The sequence below is a fragment of the Paenibacillus ehimensis NBRC 15659 genome, assembly GCF_004000785.1.
In the GTDB taxonomy this organism is placed as follows: domain Bacteria; phylum Bacillota; class Bacilli; order Paenibacillales; family NBRC-103111; genus Paenibacillus_G; species Paenibacillus_G ehimensis.
The window spans coordinates 65,159-84,323 of record NZ_BILX01000027.1 but is presented as its reverse complement, the minus strand read 5'-3'; the positions used below and the strand labels follow the sequence as shown (position 1 = coordinate 84,323).

Genomic DNA, 19,165 nt, shown 5'->3' with positions numbered 1-19,165 from the left:
CCAGCATCCCTTTTTCCAACATACTCCGGTCTAACGGTTGCTGGATAATGGAGTTCACATGGATGGTTGTAACAGGGGTTTTCCCTGCATCGCTGTCTTTTTCCGGATAGTACATATAATCGATGTCTTGAAAAGGCCCGCTAAAGTGGGCAGGGATGACGGTAATGCTTCGGAGCCATTTGACGGAAGCCATGGCGTACCATTGGGGCACAATTAATCGAAATGGATAGCCTTGCTTGATTGGAATCGGGTTCCCATTTAACGCATAAGCAATTAATGTATCCGGATGCATCGCTTTTTCCAAAGGAAGGCTCCTTGCATACACGAACTTTCCTTCCAGATCAGGACGTTTCCCGTAATCGTGTCCTTCAAATACGATTTCCTTTGCAGCCGCCTGCAATCCGGTCCATTGGAGCAAATCTCTTAACGCGATTCCTCTCCAGACGCCTTGGCTAACGGCTCCTCCTCCCCACTGTTCACCAAATACTTTCGGCCGAAAAAGTCCTCTGTTATTACCTGCACACTCCAAAAGCACCGTCAATTCTTTATACGGCATACGGAGCAGATCTTGAAACTGGAAGGTCCGGGGTCTCTGGACTTCCCCACCTATAGAAAGAACGAACGACTGCTCGGAAATTCGAGGATAAGGAAAATGATTTCTTAGATAAAAGTAAGATTCGGGCGTAATCGGCGCAGAAAAAAAATGGATCGGATGTTCTTGGATCTCCGGAACCAGTCTTCGGGTAATCAGAGAAGGCTTTATGACAGGTAAATCCAATGTAATCCCCCCAAACCAATGTATATGAGGGTATCCTAAAAATGATGATAAGGCGCGAAACCTCTTCGCGCCTCCTCTTGAACACCTATTCATTTTCGTGCGCGTCCGCAGCATCCGGGACCGGAACGCCGAAATCAGGCATTCCGTCTTCCTTCCAGGTGAAGGTTTGGACTCTTGTATGGCGGTTTGGATCGTAGAGCGGATCGCCTGCAATCTCTTTATAGCTGCGGGCATGATACACGAGCACGTCCTCGCCATTCTCCGACACGGTAAAACTGTTATGCCCCGGACCGTATTGGCCGTTCGCTTCCGAAGTTTGGAACACGGGCTCTGGCGACTTTGCCCAGGAGGCCGGGTCTAGCAGATCGGCCGATTCGTCGGCGTACAGCAAGCCCATGCAGTAATGGTGGTCCGTCGCGCTCGCCGAGTAACTGATATAGATGCGGCCGTTCCGCTTCAGTACCGCAGCTCCTTCGTTCACCTTAAACCCGATAACTTCCCATGGATACTCCGGCTTCGAGATCATGACCTGCTCTCCGGTCAAGGTCCACGGATTGCTCATCTTTGAAATATACAGATTCGAATTCCCGGCAATGTCCGGGTCCTTCTGCGCCCATACGTAGTACCGTACGCCCCGGTGTTCGAACGTCGTCGCATCCAAAGCGAACGATTCCCACTTCGTGCGCACCTGCCCCTTTTCTGTCCACTGCCCTTCCAAAGGATTCGCACAATTATTTTCAAGCACATACATCCGGTGATCGAACAGTCCCTCTTTGGTCTCGGTCGTCCGGGCGGCAGCGAAGTAAATATACCATTTCCCATCAATATAATGCAGTTCCGGCGCCCAAATATTCGCGCTGAGCGGACCGCTGTCATATTTGCGCCATACGACGACCGGCTCCGCCTCTCCCAGCCCCTGCAAGGTCAACGATCTTCGAATTTCGATCCGGTCGTATTCCGGCACGGAGGCGGTGAAGTAATAGTAATGATCGCGATGTTTATAAACCCACGGGTCAGCCCGCTGCCATACGAGCGGATTCGTGTATTTCGTATTCTTGTCCATGTCGAGCTCTCCTTCGCCGTTCATATTTGTCTTCCGTTTCTAATGATTATTGCGGCTCCGGCCGCTGCTACCACTTGGGAAACAACGGACAAGGGCAAACGGAGTCCAACAGTCTGGCTTTGACGGCGACCAGGCAGCCGCAATATCGGCATGTCGTGCCATATTGAAGATCCGGACAACGCCCGCAGTGCGCCATGCGCTGCGCGTACAACTCGTCCGTTGCCGCTGCTCGTCCCCGGGTGGCGATGTCCACCAGCCGCTGGAGTTTGTCCGGTGTGATCTGAACGCTCTCTCTGCATCCTTTGCAACCATTCGCCCGCTGCTGCATGCCTGCCTCCTACATTTGTGCCAATCTCTTAATCACGGCTTCCGTTATCGGAACGTTGTAGATCCGCACCTCATCCATTCTGCCTTTGAACGGCGCATCCCACCAATTGACACCTAGGCTGAACGTACCGGCTTCCCCCGTAAAAATGTCCGGAAATCCCGTTCCCGCAAACTTTTGCTTCCCGTCCACATATACTTTTACAGAGCCCGCATCGACCGTAAAGGCGAGATGATGCCATTCATCCGTTCCGATTTTGGAGCCTGTCGTTGCGTCATACCATGCTTCACCCGACCACAGCATCGTGTTATGGTCCCAGGATTCCGGCACAAGACTGATCCAGCTATTCTTCGATTTGGCTCCAAAAAAGCTCGTCGTGAATGGCGTATGCCGCTCCGGATTCAACCACATGGAGACCGAATAACGGTTTCCGGCAATGAGGCGGTCATCCAGCCGGATCCCGGAGGTTCCGTCAAATACCGCAGCTTTCCCTGTCACCCCGTTTGCATAAGCGATCGCGCCGCCCGGGTCATCGATTCGCGATCCGGTGACTGCTCCTTCGGCAAAACGGCCCGTTGAATCCGCTAAATTATTCTCGAACGAGTACCGCGCGGTCAAACCGTAATCGATATCGACGGGAGCGACGGTAATCGAAAATATTTTCGAAGCGCTGGCCTTTCCCTTCGTGATCGTTGCGGTCAGCGCAGCCGATCGATTGCCCTGCCCGGCTTCCGGCGGATGAATCTCCCCCGTATCGGAAATCACGCGCGGGTCCGAGGTCGACCATGAGATGACGGCGCCTCGCATACCTTTTGCCGGCAGCGTCAAATTGTTCGTCACCTTGCTTGTATCGCCGAGACTTAAGGCATGCTGCACCGCTTCCACAACCTGCTGATCGGCTGCATCAGGCTGCCGGATGCCCCAGACCGCTTCTCCTTTCGAAGAAACCGCCGTAAACGTTGCCGTGTTACGTCCCAATTCCGGGTCCCAGCCGTTTATAAATACCCCGTTATATGTCTCTCCGCCGATCGTAAGAACGGCTTCATATTCATTGTTCAGCGCCCATGTGCCGGTAACATCCCCGGTTATCGTCTTATCTTTGTGAAGCGTGATATGGACGGAACGTACAATGTCTCCGGAATAGTCAAGTCCATGACGCACAAACTTATAGTCCCCGGCCAGCTTGGACTCGGTTACGCGCTTCAAAGTTTCCCCTGCATACCGTAAAGGCGCGGCGACGAACCAGCCGTCCTTATTTTTGAACAGCTGATGTACCCGCAGCTCATGAACTTCGCCCCGTTGCGGGAATCGGGTATGGAAGAACAGAAAGTATTTCCCCGTCTTCTCGTCAAACAAGACCGAGTTATGCCCGGGGGAAACATAGCCGTAATCCGTTCCCGCTCCCGGCTCGCCAATTTCTCTCACAAACTGGAAATTGCCCATCATTTTGATGCCATAACGGGAATTATCCGTATTGCCCGGCAATACTGCATGTTGTCCGGCGGCATCAAGATAAGGGCCATCCGGAGTTTTGGAGCGGAACTGTCTCATGTTATACCCGCCATTTGCGCCGAGCCAGCCGTAAGTCACGTTCAAATAATAATAGCCGGAAGCCTTGTCATACAAAATATAAGGTCCCTCGCCCGATTTCGTATATCCGCCCGCGATTTTTGTACCGAAATACCGGTCTACCATCCTGCCGTCCGCCGTCGTGCCATCCTTCCCCGGGTAGATCGGCTGACCGGTAGCCGGATCGAGCTCAAGAAGAAAGATCCCCCCGGACCAGGAGCCATAGGTCATCCACAGTTTTCCTTTGGCATCAAAAAACAGAGCGGCATCTATCGCATTCGGGAAGGCGGCGTTATGATACGAACCATCGCTCGTAAACCAGCCTGGGCGGACTCCCGCCAATTTGCCCTGATCCATAAGCTTCTGAATGTTCGTATGGGTCCATTTCTTGTCTACCTTGCTGTTTGCGTCATAGGCCGTCTCCTTCGTGAAGCCGGAGTACACAACCGTATCGACATAGGTGTACGGGCCTTCAATCCGTTTCGATACCGCGTACCCAATCGCCGAGCGAATATATGTGGAAGAGACGCTGTAATACATCATGTAAGCTCCGGTTGTTCCGTCCTTATGCTTGTAATGCTCGTTCCAGATCACGTCCGGAGCCCAGACCGCATACCCGCCTTTACTGTCCGCATCGTCCTTCCCCGCCCATGCGAACGAACCGGCCAAATTTTGGGCCAGATCGCCGAAGATGACATTCCCGGGCGTCGCATATCCGTTCGTAAATGTCGTCCAGTTCATCAAATCAGCGGATTTGGCGGCTTCAATATGCGAACCGAACACATAATAGGCGGGGCCGGCTTTGATGATAGAAGGATCGTGCACAGATACGTTCGTGAAAACCGGAGCTTTCTCTTCATTCCGCGATGAGTCCGCTTGGTTGCCGTCAGCCCATCCCGCTTGCGGCAAGAACATCGTCAACAGCACCGTCATGATCATGCATGCACTCCAACTCTTCAATTTTTCTCGCCTCCTGTTTCCTATCATCCCAAACCGGCCGCTTCCAGCCTTTCCTGTCTCATTGAACCCTCTGCCGGCTGCCGGTTAACCGACAGCCAGCGTGACGACGGACATGGCCGGAAGCTTCATGCTCAAGCGGTTCCCTTCCACTGCAGCTGTAAATGGGACCGCGGTTACCGCATCCGGCTGCTTGAACGTGTTATGTGCATTCATGGACTCCGCCGTAAGGATCGTTCCGGCGACTTGCGTCTTATCCGCCGGAATGCCGCGCAGCTCTATGCTCAGCTGGGCTTCCTGCTTAGGATCGATATTGACCAGACTGATGTGAACCTTGCCTTCGGCATTTTTGGAGGCCGATACCGTAACCTGCGGGAGGGTTTCCCCTTGAAAATCGTAGTGTCCGGCCGAAGCTTCGACGGCAAGCAGCTGCGCATCCTGATGCACCTTGAACATATGGAATACGTGATAGGTCGGCGTGAGGATCATCTGCTCGCCTTCGGTCAAGATCATCGCTTGCAGGACGTTGACGGTCTGGGCGATATTCGCCATCTGGACACGATCGGCATGACGATGGAAAATATTGAAATGCAGACCGGCCACCAAAGCGTCGCGAATCGTATTTTGCTGGTAAAGGAATCCCGGATTGGTGCCCGGCTCGACATCCAGCCATGTCCCCCATTCGTCGATAATCAAGCCTACCCGCTTATCCGGATCATATTTGTCCATGATCGTGCTGTGTCTTGTAATCAATTCGTCGATATGAAGCGCCTTCTTCATCGTCACGAACCATTCTTCCTCCGAGAAATCAAGCGCCGAGCCTTTGCCCAGCCAGAAGTCGCCGGGAATCGTGTAATAATGAAGGCTTAGCCCGTCCATGAGTCCGCCTGCATTTTTCATTAATACTTCGGTCCAGTTATAATCATCCACATTGGCTCCGCCGGCAATTTTGTAAATTTTGTTACCGCCGTAATTCCGGACATAGGTCTGATAGCGGCGGTACAGATCGGCGTAATATTCCGGACGCATGTTCCCGCCGCAGCCCCAGTTTTCGTTGCCGACCCCGAAGTATTTCAGTTTCCATGGCTTCTCCCTTCCGTTTTCTTTGCGCCAATCGGCCATAGGAGACTCGCCGTCAAATGTCATATATTCAACCCACTCCGACATTTCCTGAACCGTTCCGCTGCCTACGTTGCCGCAAATGTAGGGCTCGCAGCCCAACAGCTCGCACAGCAGCATAAATTCATGCGTTCCAAAATGGTTGTTCTCCACCACGCCGCCCCAATGCGTGTTGACCATCCGTTTGCGTGTCGCTCTTGGTCCGATACCGTCCTTCCAATGATACTCGTCGGCAAAACAGCCGCCCGGCCAGCGAAGCACCGGAACTTGAAGCTGCTTAAGCGCCTCAAGCACGTCATTGCGAATCCCTTGCGTGTTCGGAATAGGAGAATCCTCTCCGACCCAGATCCCTTCGTAAATGCATCGTCCAAGATGCTCGGCAAAGTGGCCGTAAATGTTTTTGTTGATCGTTCCTTTGGCAATGTCCGTGTTTACGATAATGGTATTCATCGTTATTCCTCCTGGTCTCGTCTTCTTTGGTTAACCCTTAATCCCGGAATTCAGATTGATCGATTGAATAAAATATTTTTGTGCAAAGGCAAACAGCAGCAAGGTCGGAATAATCGCCAGCATCGCCGAGCCCATCAGCTGCCCGATCATGCGATAGTTTCCGTAAATGTCTTGAAGCAGCAGCAACCCTGCCGTAATCGGCATGTTTTCGACATCCGTGTACACGATCACCGGCCAGAGGAAATCGTTCCAGGAGCCAACGAACGAGAACAGCCCGCAAACAATAAGAATCGGCTTGATCAACGGAAGAATAATCGCGAAATAGATTTTAAAATCACCGGCGCCATCCACACGCGCAGATTCGTCCAGCTCCTGCGGAATTCCCTTCAAAAACTGTCTGACCAGAAAGATGTTGCCCATGCCGGCCAAGCCGGGAATGATCATCGCCCAAGAAGTGTTCACCCAGCCGAAAGCTTCGATAATTTTGTACGAAGGGATGATATTGACGACCCCTGGGAAAAACGAAATGCCCAGCAACGTGAAAAATAACGTATCCCTGCCTCTGAAGTTCATGCGGGAATAGCCGTAGCCGGTGATCGAGATGATCACGACCACCAAAAAGGTGTGCGTACAAGCGATAAATACGGAGTTGAGCAGCCAGCGCAGGATCGGCGCTGTAGACGTATTCTCCAGAATGGTCACGTAGTTGTCCAGCATCCAATTTTCCGGCAGAAGTCTGAAGCCCGCGGAGACGACCTCGGATTGGGAACGGAAGGAGGTGGTAACTCCGAATACGACCGGGACGACCCAAATGATGCAAAGGACGATTAAGAACAGGTACGCGATATACTTGGAGATCCTTGCTTTTTTCAACATGCTGATCACACCCGCCTCTCCTTTCTATAATCCGGCATCTGATTACATCGTTAGTTGGCATTTCGGTTCATGACATAATACTGCAGCGCCGAGATCACCAAAATGACCAAGCCGAGCAGCACGGCCATAGCAGATGCCATTCCGGCAATCGATTCGCCGTGGCCAAACGCCAATTGACGAATGTACATCATCAATACGTGCGTGCTTTGTCTCGGACCGCCGTCGGTCATCATCAGCGGTTGGCCGAATACGTTAAAGGCGCCTGCCGTTGTCATAACAAACGTATAAATCAGCGGAAAATGGATGGAGGGCAAGGTAATGCTGAAAAATTTCCGCATGGCCCCGGCTCCGTCGATTTCTGCAGCTTCGTACAATTCCTTGGATACGCCGGCGATGGAAGCCCGGTAAATAATCATGTTCCCGCCAACGCCGCCCCATACCGTAATGACGAAAATAATGATCCAGGCATAGGGCTGTGTTGCAGGCCAAGCCACCTGAGAATGAAACAGGTTGCCGGTGATCCCCAATTGCTTGTTAAAAATCAACAGCCAGATCAAGGCTGCGGCGGAAATCGAGATCAACCCGGGAATATAAAGGATCGATTGAAACATGCCTTTCCATTTGACCTGCTTGTGTTCCAGCGCCACCGCGATAAGCAGCGGGATGACAATTAAAAGCGGTACGCTGATCCCGACAAAAATAAACGTATTCGTCAAACCGTTTACAAATTGGGTGTGAAAGGTCGAATGCCGATCAAACAGCAGCGTCTTGTAGTTGTCCAAGCCGACCCATATCGGATCGTTCATCAAGTTCCATTGCGTAAAGGATGCATAGATTCCGTAAATCGTCGGAATGAGGATGAAAATAAGAAACAAAACCAGATGAGGGCCCACAAAGAAAAACGGCACAAAATTTTTCTTTTTCATAGCCTTCTATATCCCCTTTTGGATAAACCATGTGCCGGATGCAAAGCCGGTACATCGTTTCCTTCTATTTTGCCAAGGCCTATTTGGTAGTCGCTTTGCGGCTCTCTGCGATCTTATCCTCTACAAATTTTTGCATTTTTTTCAAAGTTTCATCCAATTCGACGTTCCCGCGGACGATATCAGCACAATACGTTTCCACGGCTTCTGCTACATAAGGGTAATATTCATACGTGTAGATATAAAGGGATTCGATTTCTTTGGGATTCGAAGTGAAGAAGGACTGCATGTATTGCTTGTATTCCGCACTCTCGTTGACTTGCTTGCTGGCTACGATCTGGCCTGCTTTGGCCCATTTCAGCGAGTTTTGGCGGATATATTCGAGAAAAGCGCCGATTCCCGCTTCTTTTTGATCCGAACGCCGATCCTTCTTGAACATCGCAAACAAGTGAGAGGAGGCCCGGTTCGTAAATTTATCGGGCGTTGGCGAATAAATATTCGTCGCGCCGAAGTTCAAGCCTTCCACCGCTGCATGCGCCGTAGAACTCCAGGTTCCATCCGTGGAGAACAGCACTTTGCCGGATTGGAACATTAAATAACCGTCTTCCCCGAACGGCGTCATCAGGCCTGCATCGGCGATCTTCTTTACATGTTCGAAGGCTTGCTTCATCACGGGGGTATCCACCGCCGGCTTTCCGTTCTCCTCAATATGTCCGCCCAGATTTTGGATTTGCGCCAGAATGACCCAGCTCAGCAGCGCGTCGTTCACCACGTAATCTCCCTCTTTCAGCTTCCCTTTTAAAGAGAGCATCTCGTCAATGGTCACGACATTGTCATCCAGGAACGCTTCCGCGTTATACTTCTTGAGCAGATCTTTATTGTAGTACATCACGTTGCTGTGAATATCGAGCGGCACGGTATATTGGGTGCCTTCAATATTGCCGGTCGACCAGGCTTGCGGCAAATAATTGTCTTTCTTAATCTCCGGCTGCCCGGCGATCGCACTGCCAATCGGCTCCAGAACGCCCTGCTTGACAAAACCGGGAACGCGGTCGGCGTGAATGATGGCCAAGTCGGGTATGCCTTTACCCGAGTTCAGGACGGTGGAGATCTTCGTATACATGTCGGATGTAATCACATGCTTCACTTTGATTCCGGGATTGGTGGCATTGTAATCCTTGACAAGCTGATCCATGTACGCGCCATCATCGCCTGTAAGCGGCGTCCAGAACGTAATCGTCTTGTCGTCTTCACCACTTCCGCATGCAGACAACATAAGGCTCACGGCGATGATTACCCACAAAACAATAAGATTCTTCTTCAAATCTTCCGCCCCCTCGAATTGTGTTAGTTGCCTTGCAACCCCTTACAATTGCAGCTGTCCCTGTCCGCAAGGCCCTTGCCTTTTTCAAGCGAATCCCATCCCGGATGAATTCACTTGAATGCGCTTGCAATAACCTATCATACAAGATCTGCTTGTTCGCCGCTGTAGGATAGGACACAGGGGGAACATGCCGGACACCGGTTATGCCGGCAGGTAATGCCTGTGTCTGCGCGTCATTGCGCCTCATTTAACGCGCGCAGCAGCGTATGGCGGTCACGCAGACGGTGGGCTTCCCGCAAGCTTCGCCCGAATAGTTCCTCATCGATGCCAAGCTCCTCCCTGCCCGCAGGCCCTCCTGCCCGTCGCAGAAGCGAGCGGATTTCAGCCTTGGAAGGCACCTCGTGCAGCCATTCACGCACCCGGTCCCCATAATTCCGAAGCTGCGCGGGCTCCCGCCCCGGATACATCCCCCGGTATGCCGCATCATGATACAGGCGCGATATTTCGGCACAGGCGACGCCCACCTTGGCGCCATGGAGCAGCGCCCGTTTGCCTCTGCGCAAATATTCCATTTCCCAGAAGTGCGATACATGATGCTCGGCGCCGGAAGCGGGATGGGACTGTCCGAACCTCAGCATCGCCACGCCGGATTCGATGAGAGCGGTCATCAGGATGCGAATGCCTGCCTCGGTACGGTTTCCGATTTCATCCACATGCCCGACGCAGTCACGCAATGCTTTTTCCGTCATGGCCGCAGCTTTCTCATCATAAGGCTCGGCTGCAGTCAAATGCGAAAACTTCCAATCGAACAGCGAAGTGTACTTGCCCAGCATATCCCCGAACCCTGCGGCAACGAGCGGCTGCGGAGCCTGCATCAAAATATCGAGATCGGCGAATATCGCGATCGGCGCGGAAGCCGGAAACGTTGTCTTCACCCCGCGGACGATCAGCGGAGCTCCCTTGGACGTGAATCCATCCACCGAAGGGGCTGTCGGCACGGAAACAAACGGCAAGCCCGTCTTGTAGCTTACGAAGCGGACGATATCATGAATCGTTCCCGAGCCGACGGCAATCATGATATCCGTCTGCCCCGGCTGAACCTCCAGCAGCAGCTGCAGAAGCGCTTGTTCATCGGCGACGACATCTCCGGATGGTTCTGGGGCAAGGAGGCATAGCCGAACTCCGACATCCGTCTTTGTCAGCTCTTGCTCCAGCTGCTTCCCTGCAGCCGCGTACGTATTTCCATCGGCCGCCAGAATCGCATGACGGAACCCTTTTTGTTCCAAATAAGAGGCCGCCGATTGTACGGCTCCCTTCTCAAGCACCATTCGCTCCAGCCCATGTTCTCCCGATATCCGGTTCATGCTGATCCCTCCCTAATCGGTTTGCCGGTGAGGCGGCCCGTGCTGCCGCCATGCGCCGGTGTTTCGTTTATTCGACGGACTGTTTAATATGCTTGAGCCGCTTCATCACGTCGTTGGCGCCGCGGCCAAAGTAATCATGCAGAAGGTTATATTCCCGATAAAGGCGTTCATAAATTTCGACGTGCCCCGGAATCGGCTTGAACGTTTCTTCCTTGACCCGGGCCATGTTTTCGGCTGCCGCAATGACCGTGTCATACCCTCCGGCCTCTTTGCCGGCCGCCACGGCGGCGAAGATGGCCGCTCCAAGCGCTGGCGTTTGCTTGGAATCCGCGACGATAATTTCACGGTTTGTCACATCCGCATAGATTTGCATCAGCAGCTTGTTTTTTTGCGGCAATCCGCCGCATGCGTAGAGAACATCCACGCTGACGCCGCCGGAATGAAAAGCATCGACGATTTTGCGCGTGCCGAAAGCGGTTGCTTCCAGCAGCGCCCGGTATATTTCCTGCGGCTTGGTCAGCAGCGTCATGCCCAGAATCATGCCCGTCAAATCGGTATCCACCAACACCGAACGGTTGCCGTTCCACCAATCAAGCGCAAGCAAGCCGGTCTGTCCCGGTTTATACAGAGCCGCTTCCTTTTCCAGCCAGGCATGCACACCAAGCCCTTCTTTCCCGGCAGCCTCCTTGACGTAGGCGGGCATCGCCTCCTCCACATACCATTCAAAAATGTCACCGACGGCAGATTGGCCGGCTTCATAGCCGAAATATCCCGGGATGATGCCGTCTTCCACGACACCGCACATCCCCTCGACCGTCTTCTCTTCCGTGCCAAGCAGCATATGGCAGATGGATGTCCCCATAGCCATCACCAGCTTGCCGGGCGTTACGACGCCAACGGCAGGTACGGCGGCATGCGCGTCGACATTCCCTGCCGCCACGGCAATCCCCGGCCTCAGCCCCATCATCGCCGCCATCCGCTCCGTCAAACCGCCGACGTTCGTCCCAAGCGGACATATTTCCCCGCGAAGCTTGGTTGTCGTTAAATGCTCCAGCCGCGGATCGAGCGCTTTGAAAAATTCCCGGTCAGGATAGCCTTCCTGCTTATGCCACACCGCCTTATAACCGGCTGTGCAGCTGTTGCGGACGATTCTGCCGGTCATTTGCGACACGACCCAATCGGTCGCCTCCAGGAACCGGTCGGTCCGCTCGTAAATTTCCGGCGCTTCATTAAGAATCTGCCACACTTTGGCGATCATCCACTCCGACGAAAGCTTGCCTCCATAACGCGGCAAAAAGGCTTCACCGCGTTCCGCGGCAACGCGGTTTATCCGGTCCGCTTCCGGCTGGGCCGCATGATGCTTCCACAGCTTCACCCAGCTGTGGGGATGCTCATGCCACTCCGGCTTCAGGCATAGCGGCTCTCCTGACGCATCGACCGGCAGCATCGTGCAGGAGGTAAAATCGATGCCAATGCCGATGATGTCCGCAGGATCGATTCCCGAATGGCGAACGACAGCCGGCACCGACCGCCGAAGCACTTCGATATAATCTGCCGGATGCTGCAGCGCCCAGTCATGAGGCAGCTTCTTGTCTGAACCCGGCAGACGTTCATCCATGACATGATGCGGATAAGGCGTGACATGATCCGCGATTTCTTGGCCGTTGGACAAATCGACCAAGATGGCGCGACCGGACTGTGTGCCATAATCCACGCCGATCGTGTACTTTTTCCCCATATGAGTCCCCTCCAGCATGACAACAAGTTAGGATTGCCAGTGATTACCGATGATGAGCCTGACCGTAGTAAGCGTTGGTTCCGTGTTTTCGCAAGAAATGCCGATCCAGCAAGGTCTGTTCCATCGGCCGGCTGTCCGGGTTAAGCAGCAGCATCCGTGCGGTGATTTTGGCCACTTCCTCAAGCACCACCGCATTCTGAACCGCTTGAAGCGCGTCTTTCCCCCAGGCAAAAGGCGCGTGCGCGTGTACCAGCACCCCCGGAACCTGCATCGGATCGAGACCCAGCTCACGGAATCGCTCAACGATGACATGGCCGGTCTCCAACTCGTAATCGCCCTCGATTTCCGCACGGGTCATCGGACGGGTGACGGGAACTTCGCCATAGAAGTAATCCGCATGAGTCGTTCCCGAGGCAGGAAGCGGACGTCCTGCCTGTGCCCAGCTCGTTCCCCACGGCGAATGGGTATGAACAATTCCGCCAATGTCGGGGAATGAGCGGTATAACACCCTATGGGTAGGGGTGTCGGAGGACGGCCGCAGGTCGCCTTCAACGACGTTGCCTTCCAGATCGACGACTACCAAGTCCTCCGCCGTCAACTCCTCGTAAGCCACCCCGCTCGGCTTAATCACGAACAATCCTTGGTCCCGGTCGATTCCGCTTACATTTCCCCAAGTCAGGGTGACAAGTCTATGCTTGGGCAGCGCCAGATTCGCTTTCAGCACCTGCTGTTTTAAATTTTCCAGCATACCAGCCACATCCTTCCTCACCAATTGTACGTACAAGTAAGGGCGGGACAGTCTGCATCCGGCAGACCCACCCCCATCAATCTTCGTTTCTCCTGGCTACGGAATTCCGTACGATCAGCTCAGGTTCATAGATGATGTCCTGTGCCGGTTGTCCCTGTTCGATCATCGCGATCAGCTGCTTCGCGGCCGCTTGCCCCATTTCCGTCTTCGGATGCGTCAGCGTCGTCAGCTTGGTCCCCGAAGCGGAGGCCAGGCTGGAGTCGTCAAATCCAATGACCGATACGTCTTCCGGCACCCGGAGACCGCTTGCGGCAATCGCCTCCATCAGCAGGACGGCAAGCTCATCGTTGTAGCACACAAAGGCGGTCGGACGCTCTTCGCCTTCAGTCAGCATCTGCAGCGCCTGCCGATAAGGCAGATCGTTTTTTTGCTCGGTCGTGTAGGTGACGACACTTTTGGCCGAAACGCTCACCCCCGCCGCTTTATGGGCTGCCAGAAACCCTTTCAGCCGGTTGACGCCTTGCAGGTCGTCTCGTTTGAAAAAGCCGGCAAGCCGCGTATGGCCCTGCTCCAGCAAATACTGTACCGCCTTATAGCTTCCCGACTCGTCCTTCACCTTCAGACAGGGACATTCCAGTTCCTGGTACTTCTCGTTAATCATCAAGTAAGGAATCCCTTTCTCCTGGAGCTCCAGAAAATAAGCCAGGTTCGGATTGCCTTCGGCGCTTTTCGTCGGTTCGATAATGAGTCCGCTGATCGGCTGGCTGGCCATGAGCTGAAGACTTTCCATTTCCTTCTCCTTATTGTTGTCCGTACTGGACAGAAGAAGCCGGTAACCCCGACTGCGAAGCTCCGCCTCCGCCCCTCGCACGATATGCGGGAAGATGTAGTCGGAAATGTAAGTGGTAATAATGCCGATCGTTTTCGCCAATTCGCCTTCGCGGCGTTCCGGAATACGGGCGAAAGTCCCCTTCCCCTGAATCCGTTCCAGCCAACCTTCCTTCTCCAGCTCCCCGAAGGTCTGGCGGACCGTCTGGCGGCTCATGCCGAACTGCTCCGCAATCTCGTTCTCCGAAGGGATCTGCTTTCCCCGCTGTAACTTTCCCGATTCAAACCAAGATAACAATTCATTTTTCAGTTGAATATATTTAGGAATTCGTCTGTTATTCATTATTCACCTCAGCGCAGCATTTGGGTCCAAGTCCTGCCGCGCAATCGTGAAAGCTTTGCCGGACAGGCTTTTCCATTCGTAGTTATTGTATCATAGGCTGGGCGAATAGAGACAACCGGACGCTTGCTATTTCAGGCGATACGCCGCATCGTTCCACAGAAGCTCATTCTTGAAGCGTGAAACCGACGTGTTTTTGTCGATGATGATGGCTTCAATTCCGGCCATGTCGGCAAAATCGGCCAGGTTCTCCGCCGTAATCGCGTACGAGAGAACGGTATGGTGCGCTCCCCCCGCCAGAATCCATGCCTCGGCCGATTCGCGCAAGGAAGGCTGCGGCTTCCAGAGGACGCGGGCAACCGGAAGCCGGGGCATCGGCCTCTCGACGTTCACACCGTCGACCACATTGACAAGCAAGCGGAACCGATGGCCAAGATCTACCAGCGAGGCGTTGACCGCCTGACCCGCCCGTCCGTCAAATACGAGCCGGGCAGGAGCCTCTTTTCCTCCGATGCCCAGCGGGTGGACTTCTATTGCCGGCCGCGTGGCGGCTACCGTCGGACATACCTCCAGCATATGCGCGCCGAGAATCATATGGTTCCCGGGCTCGAAATGGTACGTGTAATCCTCCATGAAGGAGGTGCTTTTATTGTCGGCCAGCACTTTCAATACCCGGGTCAATGCCGCCGTCTTCCAGTCGCCTTCGCCGCCGAAACCGTATCCCGCTGCCATCAGCCGCTGTACGGCCAGCCCCGGAAGCTGCTTCAAGCCATGAAGATCTTCGAAGGTCGTCGTGAACGCTCCGAAGCCCCCTTCCTTCAGAAAACGCTTCATCGCAATCTCAAGGCGGGCCTGATACAGAATGGAATCCCGTACCGGGCCGTCGGCCAGGCCGGATTGCGCGATGGTGTACTGTTCCGCATATTCGTCCAGCAGCGCCTCCGCTTCGCGGTCGCTCACTTCATCCAATACTTTCGCCAAGTCTCCGACGCCATAGCCGTTGACCGACCAGCCGAATTTGATTTGCGCCTCCACCTTATCTCCTTCCGTAACGGCGACCTCGCGCATGTTATCGCCGAAGCGGGCGACTTTCAGGCGGCGGCTCTCGGCATAAGCGGCGGCGACACGCATCCAACCGGCAACCGCTTCCCGCACCTGCAGGTCTTCCCAATGGCCGACGACAATTTTGCGTGCGATGTTGAGGCGCGCTCCGATATGGCCGAATTCCCTGTCACCGTGAGCGGACTGGTTCAGGTTCATAAAATCCATGTCCATCGTCTCCCACGGAATATCCCGGTTGAACTGGGTATGCAGATGCAGCAGCGGCTTTTGCAGCTGCGAGAGGCCGGCGATCCACATTTTGGCCGGGGAGAAAGTGTGCATCCAGGTGATGATTCCGGCACAAGTCTCGTCGCTATTCGCTTGTACGATCAACTTGTATATTTCATCCGTTGTTGTGACGATCGGCTTGAATACGACCGGATAGGTGAACATGGCGTCCCGGTCCCATTGCCCGGCAATCATTCGCGCATGCTCCGCCACCTGTTCCAGCGTCTCGGGCCCGTATAAATGCTGACTTCCGGTGACAAACCAAAATGAGTGCGGTTTCAAATCCATCCTGTTAGCCCCTTCCAACTGCTTATGATGTTATTTCCCATCAATAAATTGTACGTACATTTGTACACAAAAAAAGATATATGATAATTGGTACGTACAACTTATGCAACTACATTATATCCAATCCTATCCAAAAAGGCAAGCAAAAACACAAAATGATCAAATTCCAGAAAGACGCATTTTTTTCATATTCTTTTGGGAAAAATACTCTTGATATTCAAGATAAGGCAGGCTAAAACGTTGCTGTGGACCATGATGGGTTTATTACTGCTACTGTTCATCATTCAGATTGCACTGATTGTCATCATCGAACACCGTCGTCCTCATAAGGTGATTGCATGGACTATCATTCAGTTTCTATTCCCACTCATCGGAATCCTGCTGTATTTTTTTATCGCGAAAAACTATTCCTCCCGACCGCAATCCACAAGCACAAGTTTGGAACGAATCAAGACGGACTTGTTGGTTTATTGCAGAAAGCGGGCCGGCGAAGAATCGCTATATGAATCCACCCGGCATCAAAAACGTCTGCTTGCGTTACTCCAAAACATACCGTCCGCCCCGATCACCGTTCGCAATGAGACCATCGTTTACCCTGATGGGGCTCACGCCTTTGAAGCCATGCTGGAAGCGATGAGTGCGGCCAAAGACCATATCCATATCGAGTTTTACATTGTGCGCGACGACCATATCGGCACTCGCTTTCAGCAACTGATGATTCGGAAAGCAGAAGAAGGCGTAAAGGTCCGCCTTCTATATGACGGGATCGGCAGCCATCAACTGGACGAGAAGTATTTGAAACAACTGCATGACGCCGGCATCGAGACGGGATGCTTTTCCCCCCCATGGAGCGCATTCATCGACAAGCGTCTCAATTACCGCAATCACCGAAAAATATTGGTCATCGACGGAAATATCTGCTTCTTCGGCGGCTTGAATATTGGCGACGAATATTTGGGGAAAGACTCGAATCTTGGATTTTGGCGCGACACGCATCTAAGCGTGAAAGGCGATGCGGTGTTATGGCTCCAGTATACCTTTGCAACCGATTGGTTCTTTGTCAAAGGAGCAGCGTTAACCGGAACCAATTATTTTCCAATGTTTGACACACCAGGGAAAGAAGTTGTACAGATTATTAAAAGTGGCCCGGATGGGCATAGAGTAACTTTACTGGAGGTGTTTTTCTCTTGCATTGCTTCGGCAAGGGAACGGATCTATATTGAGACGCCTTATTTTATTCCGGACCCGAGCATCTTGATGGCTTTAAAAACTGCCGCAGCGAGCGGAATTGACGTCCGCATCATTATTCCTGAAAATTCCGACTCCAAATTTGTGCAATGGGCTACTTTATCCTTTGTCCAGGAACTGCTTGAGGCGGGAGTTCATATTTTTCAGTATGGCAAAGGGTTTATTCATGCCAAAGTGATGATCGCGGATAACTTGGCTTGCTGCGGCACGGCCAATATGGATATGCGCAGCTTTTATGACCAATTCGAAGTCCATGCCGTTTTTTTTGACCCCAAGACCGTTGATCGCTTCGAGGAAGATTTCCTGCGGGATTTGCAGGCAAGTTCGGAGATCTTGCTTGCGGAGTTCCGCAAACGGCGCGAAATTCAGAAAATAAAAGAATCGGTTGCCCGGGCGCTCTCGTCATTATTCTGAATCCCCTAAAACAAAGGGGAAAGCAAGCGGGCAAACGTTTCTTTACATTTCTGGAAGTTCGACCGGCTCTCAAACTGGGCAAGCAGGATTTCCTTGCTTACGCTCAGATCCCTGACAAAATCGCGGACTAGACGGTCCACCACTCCCCCGTTAAAAAAGACAGCCCCCAGTTCAAATTGACCGCAAAAGCTGCGAATGTCCATGTTGGCGGAGCCAGAGCACGCCAAGTCATCCGCTATTACGACTTTCGCATGGATGAACCCTTTTTCATAGAAATAAAAGCGGACCCCCGCCTGCAATAATTCTTTGACATAGGACAACGACGCCCAATACACAATTGGGTGATCGGGGACGGCGGGCAAGATGATACGTACGTCAACCTTGCTGATAGCGGCTGTTTTCAGCGCAAACAAGATGCCGGGGTCCGGGATGAAGTACGGCGTTTCGATATAGATTCTTTTTTTGGCCGAAACGACGCAGGAAAAAATAAGTTCAAGCATACTTGTTTCGTCCGGTCCGCTTTTTACGATTTGCACCCGATCGTTCCCTTTCTTTTCCTGTGCCGGGTAGTATTCCGGATCGGTCAAGAACTCCCCTTTGACAAGAAACCAGTCGATTAAAAACGTATACTGGATCCATAATACGGCATTGCCCTCGATGCGAAAATGCGTATCCCGCCAATAACCCAGTTTCGAGTCTTTTCCAACATATTCATCCCCTATGTTTAAACCGCCGAAATACCCGATTTTCCCGTCGACAATGATGATTTTCCTGTGATTGCGGAAGTTGATATGCCTATTGAACAAAGAGAGCAGCAGCGGAAAAAAACATTCGATCTCCACGCCGGCCTCCTTAAGCCGGTTGATATAAGACTTCCCCAACCGGAGACAGCCGATCCCGTCATACAAAAGCCGCACCTTCACCCCTTCCCGGGCTTTACGGATCAACAACTGTTGAAAACGAAGCCCGAGCTGATCGTTACGGATGATGTAAGATGTGATATGGATATGGCGCTTGGCCATCGCAATCTCTTTCAACATGTCTTCGAAGGCTTGCGTGCCTTCCGCGTACACGGTCGTTTCGTTGCCGGCGGTTACGGGGATGGCCGCCGCGTTTTCCAGCATCGCATGCACCCTGTCTTTAGGCTTGACGTCGGGCCGCCTTTCCTTCTTCGTTTCACACCCGCAGCGGTCGGACAGTTGTTCTTTGATCTGCTTCAGCAGCATCCGGTCCTCCCGATTCATGAGACGCTTGCACGCGTATTCTTTTCCGACAAAAAAATAAAGCAGGAATCCCATCGGCGGACACAGAAACAGAATAACCATCCATGTCACCGCTTTATATGGACGCGAAAATTCAAAGATCACGACCGCTGCAATTTGAACTATGAACAGGATAAGGGCCAAAATGATCCAGAGCAATGGTCGCTTCACCTCCCTTTGTAAGGGTGTCGCAAGTTTATGCAGGTTATTCGTTGCAATAAT

General features: G+C 52.8%; 15 protein-coding genes. 1 reads left to right on the top strand and 14 read right to left on the bottom strand.

What is annotated here, in order from left to right; genetic code table 11:
* The 13 genes from PEH01S_RS17155 to araA form a co-directional block, all read right to left on the bottom strand.
* A partial coding sequence (locus PEH01S_RS17155; RefSeq protein ID WP_127486939.1) for a molybdopterin-dependent oxidoreductase occupies positions 1 to 778 on the bottom strand: 778 nt, incomplete at its 3' end.
* 85 nt (positions 779 to 863) lie between these two features.
* On the bottom strand, positions 864 to 1,841 hold the full coding sequence (locus tag PEH01S_RS17150) for a glycoside hydrolase family 43 protein (RefSeq protein WP_025845587.1): 978 nt from the start codon (positions 1,839 to 1,841) through the stop codon (positions 864 to 866).
* Between the two features lie 67 nt (positions 1,842 to 1,908).
* A complete protein-coding gene (locus tag PEH01S_RS35820; protein ID WP_127486937.1) occupies positions 1,909 to 2,169 on the bottom strand; it encodes a DUF6171 family protein in 261 nt (86 codons plus the stop codon).
* Between the two features lie 9 nt (positions 2,170 to 2,178).
* Positions 2,179 to 4,722 carry a LamG-like jellyroll fold domain-containing protein gene (locus PEH01S_RS17140; protein WP_127486935.1) on the bottom strand — a complete coding sequence of 848 codons (2,544 nt, stop codon included), beginning with the start codon at positions 4,720 to 4,722 and terminating at the stop codon, positions 2,179 to 2,181.
* Between the two features lie 57 nt (positions 4,723 to 4,779).
* Positions 4,780 to 6,261, bottom strand: a complete 1,482-nt coding sequence (locus PEH01S_RS17135; protein WP_127486933.1) for an alpha-N-arabinofuranosidase — start codon at positions 6,259 to 6,261, stop codon at positions 4,780 to 4,782.
* Positions 6,262 to 6,291: 30 nt separating this feature from the next.
* Positions 6,292 to 7,137 carry a carbohydrate ABC transporter permease gene (locus PEH01S_RS17130; protein WP_127486948.1) on the bottom strand — a complete coding sequence of 282 codons (846 nt, stop codon included), beginning with the start codon at positions 7,135 to 7,137 and terminating at the stop codon, positions 6,292 to 6,294.
* Between the two features lie 50 nt (positions 7,138 to 7,187).
* A complete protein-coding gene (locus PEH01S_RS17125; RefSeq protein WP_127486931.1) occupies positions 7,188 to 8,063 on the bottom strand; it encodes a carbohydrate ABC transporter permease in 876 nt (291 codons plus the stop codon).
* Between the two features lie 79 nt (positions 8,064 to 8,142).
* Complete coding sequence (locus PEH01S_RS17120) at positions 8,143 to 9,336, bottom strand: extracellular solute-binding protein (RefSeq protein WP_127486946.1); 1,194 nt, start codon at positions 9,334 to 9,336, stop codon at positions 8,143 to 8,145.
* Positions 9,337 to 9,617: 281 nt separating this feature from the next.
* Entirely contained in the window at positions 9,618 to 10,748 is a 1,131-nt protein-coding gene (locus PEH01S_RS17115) for a sn-glycerol-1-phosphate dehydrogenase (RefSeq protein ID WP_127486929.1), read from the bottom strand.
* A gap of 67 nt (positions 10,749 to 10,815) precedes the next feature.
* Positions 10,816 to 12,486: a ribulokinase gene (locus tag PEH01S_RS17110; protein ID WP_127486927.1), complete on the bottom strand. Its 1,671-nt coding sequence runs from the start codon at positions 12,484 to 12,486 to the stop codon at positions 10,816 to 10,818.
* A gap of 43 nt (positions 12,487 to 12,529) precedes the next feature.
* Positions 12,530 to 13,234, bottom strand: coding sequence for an L-ribulose-5-phosphate 4-epimerase (gene araD, locus PEH01S_RS17105; RefSeq protein WP_025845602.1), 705 nt, complete (start codon positions 13,232 to 13,234; stop codon positions 12,530 to 12,532).
* 76 nt (positions 13,235 to 13,310) lie between these two features.
* Positions 13,311 to 14,405 (bottom strand): GntR family transcriptional regulator, encoded by a 1,095-nt coding sequence (locus tag PEH01S_RS17100; RefSeq protein WP_174807143.1) that lies wholly within the window; start codon positions 14,403 to 14,405, stop codon positions 13,311 to 13,313.
* A gap of 126 nt (positions 14,406 to 14,531) precedes the next feature.
* Positions 14,532 to 16,019 carry an L-arabinose isomerase gene (araA, locus tag PEH01S_RS17095; RefSeq protein ID WP_127486923.1) on the bottom strand — a complete coding sequence of 496 codons (1,488 nt, stop codon included), beginning with the start codon at positions 16,017 to 16,019 and terminating at the stop codon, positions 14,532 to 14,534.
* A 240-nt stretch (positions 16,020 to 16,259) separates the two neighbouring features.
* Between araA and cls (PEH01S_RS17090) the strand changes: the two genes are divergently transcribed.
* A complete protein-coding gene (gene cls, locus PEH01S_RS17090; protein WP_127486921.1) occupies positions 16,260 to 17,681 on the top strand; it encodes a cardiolipin synthase in 1,422 nt (473 codons plus the stop codon).
* Positions 17,682 to 17,686: 5 nt separating this feature from the next.
* On the opposite strand, the gene cls (PEH01S_RS17085) is transcribed toward cls (PEH01S_RS17090), so the two are convergent.
* Positions 17,687 to 19,102 (bottom strand): cardiolipin synthase, encoded by a 1,416-nt coding sequence (gene cls, locus PEH01S_RS17085; protein ID WP_127486919.1) that lies wholly within the window; start codon positions 19,100 to 19,102, stop codon positions 17,687 to 17,689.
* Positions 19,103 to 19,165: the final 63 nt, after the last annotated feature.

Coding starts and splice junctions, on each gene's coding strand:
- PEH01S_RS17100 (WP_174807143.1), bottom strand. CDS start 14,405: ATGAATAACAGACGAATTCCTAAATATATTCAACTGAAAAATGAATTG.
- PEH01S_RS17120 (WP_127486946.1), bottom strand. CDS start 9,336: ATGTTGTCTGCATGCGGAAGTGGTGAAGACGACAAGACGATTACGTTC.
- araD (WP_025845602.1), bottom strand. CDS start 13,234: ATGCTGGAAAATTTAAAACAGCAGGTGCTGAAAGCGAATCTGGCGCTG.
- PEH01S_RS17130 (WP_127486948.1), bottom strand. CDS start 7,137: ATGTTGAAAAAAGCAAGGATCTCCAAGTATATCGCGTACCTGTTCTTA.
- PEH01S_RS17115 (WP_127486929.1), bottom strand. CDS start 10,748: ATGAACCGGATATCGGGAGAACATGGGCTGGAGCGAATGGTGCTTGAG.
- PEH01S_RS17125 (WP_127486931.1), bottom strand. CDS start 8,063: ATGAAAAAGAAAAATTTTGTGCCGTTTTTCTTTGTGGGCCCTCATCTG.
- PEH01S_RS17150 (WP_025845587.1), bottom strand. CDS start 1,841: ATGGACAAGAATACGAAATACACGAATCCGCTCGTATGGCAGCGGGCT.
- araA (WP_127486923.1), bottom strand. CDS start 16,019: ATGGATTTGAAACCGCACTCATTTTGGTTTGTCACCGGAAGTCAGCAT.
- PEH01S_RS35820 (WP_127486937.1), bottom strand. CDS start 2,169: ATGCAGCAGCGGGCGAATGGTTGCAAAGGATGCAGAGAGAGCGTTCAG.
- PEH01S_RS17110 (WP_127486927.1), bottom strand. CDS start 12,486: ATGGGGAAAAAGTACACGATCGGCGTGGATTATGGCACACAGTCCGGT.
- PEH01S_RS17135 (WP_127486933.1), bottom strand. CDS start 6,261: ATGAATACCATTATCGTAAACACGGACATTGCCAAAGGAACGATCAAC.
- PEH01S_RS17140 (WP_127486935.1), bottom strand. CDS start 4,722: ATGATAGGAAACAGGAGGCGAGAAAAATTGAAGAGTTGGAGTGCATGC.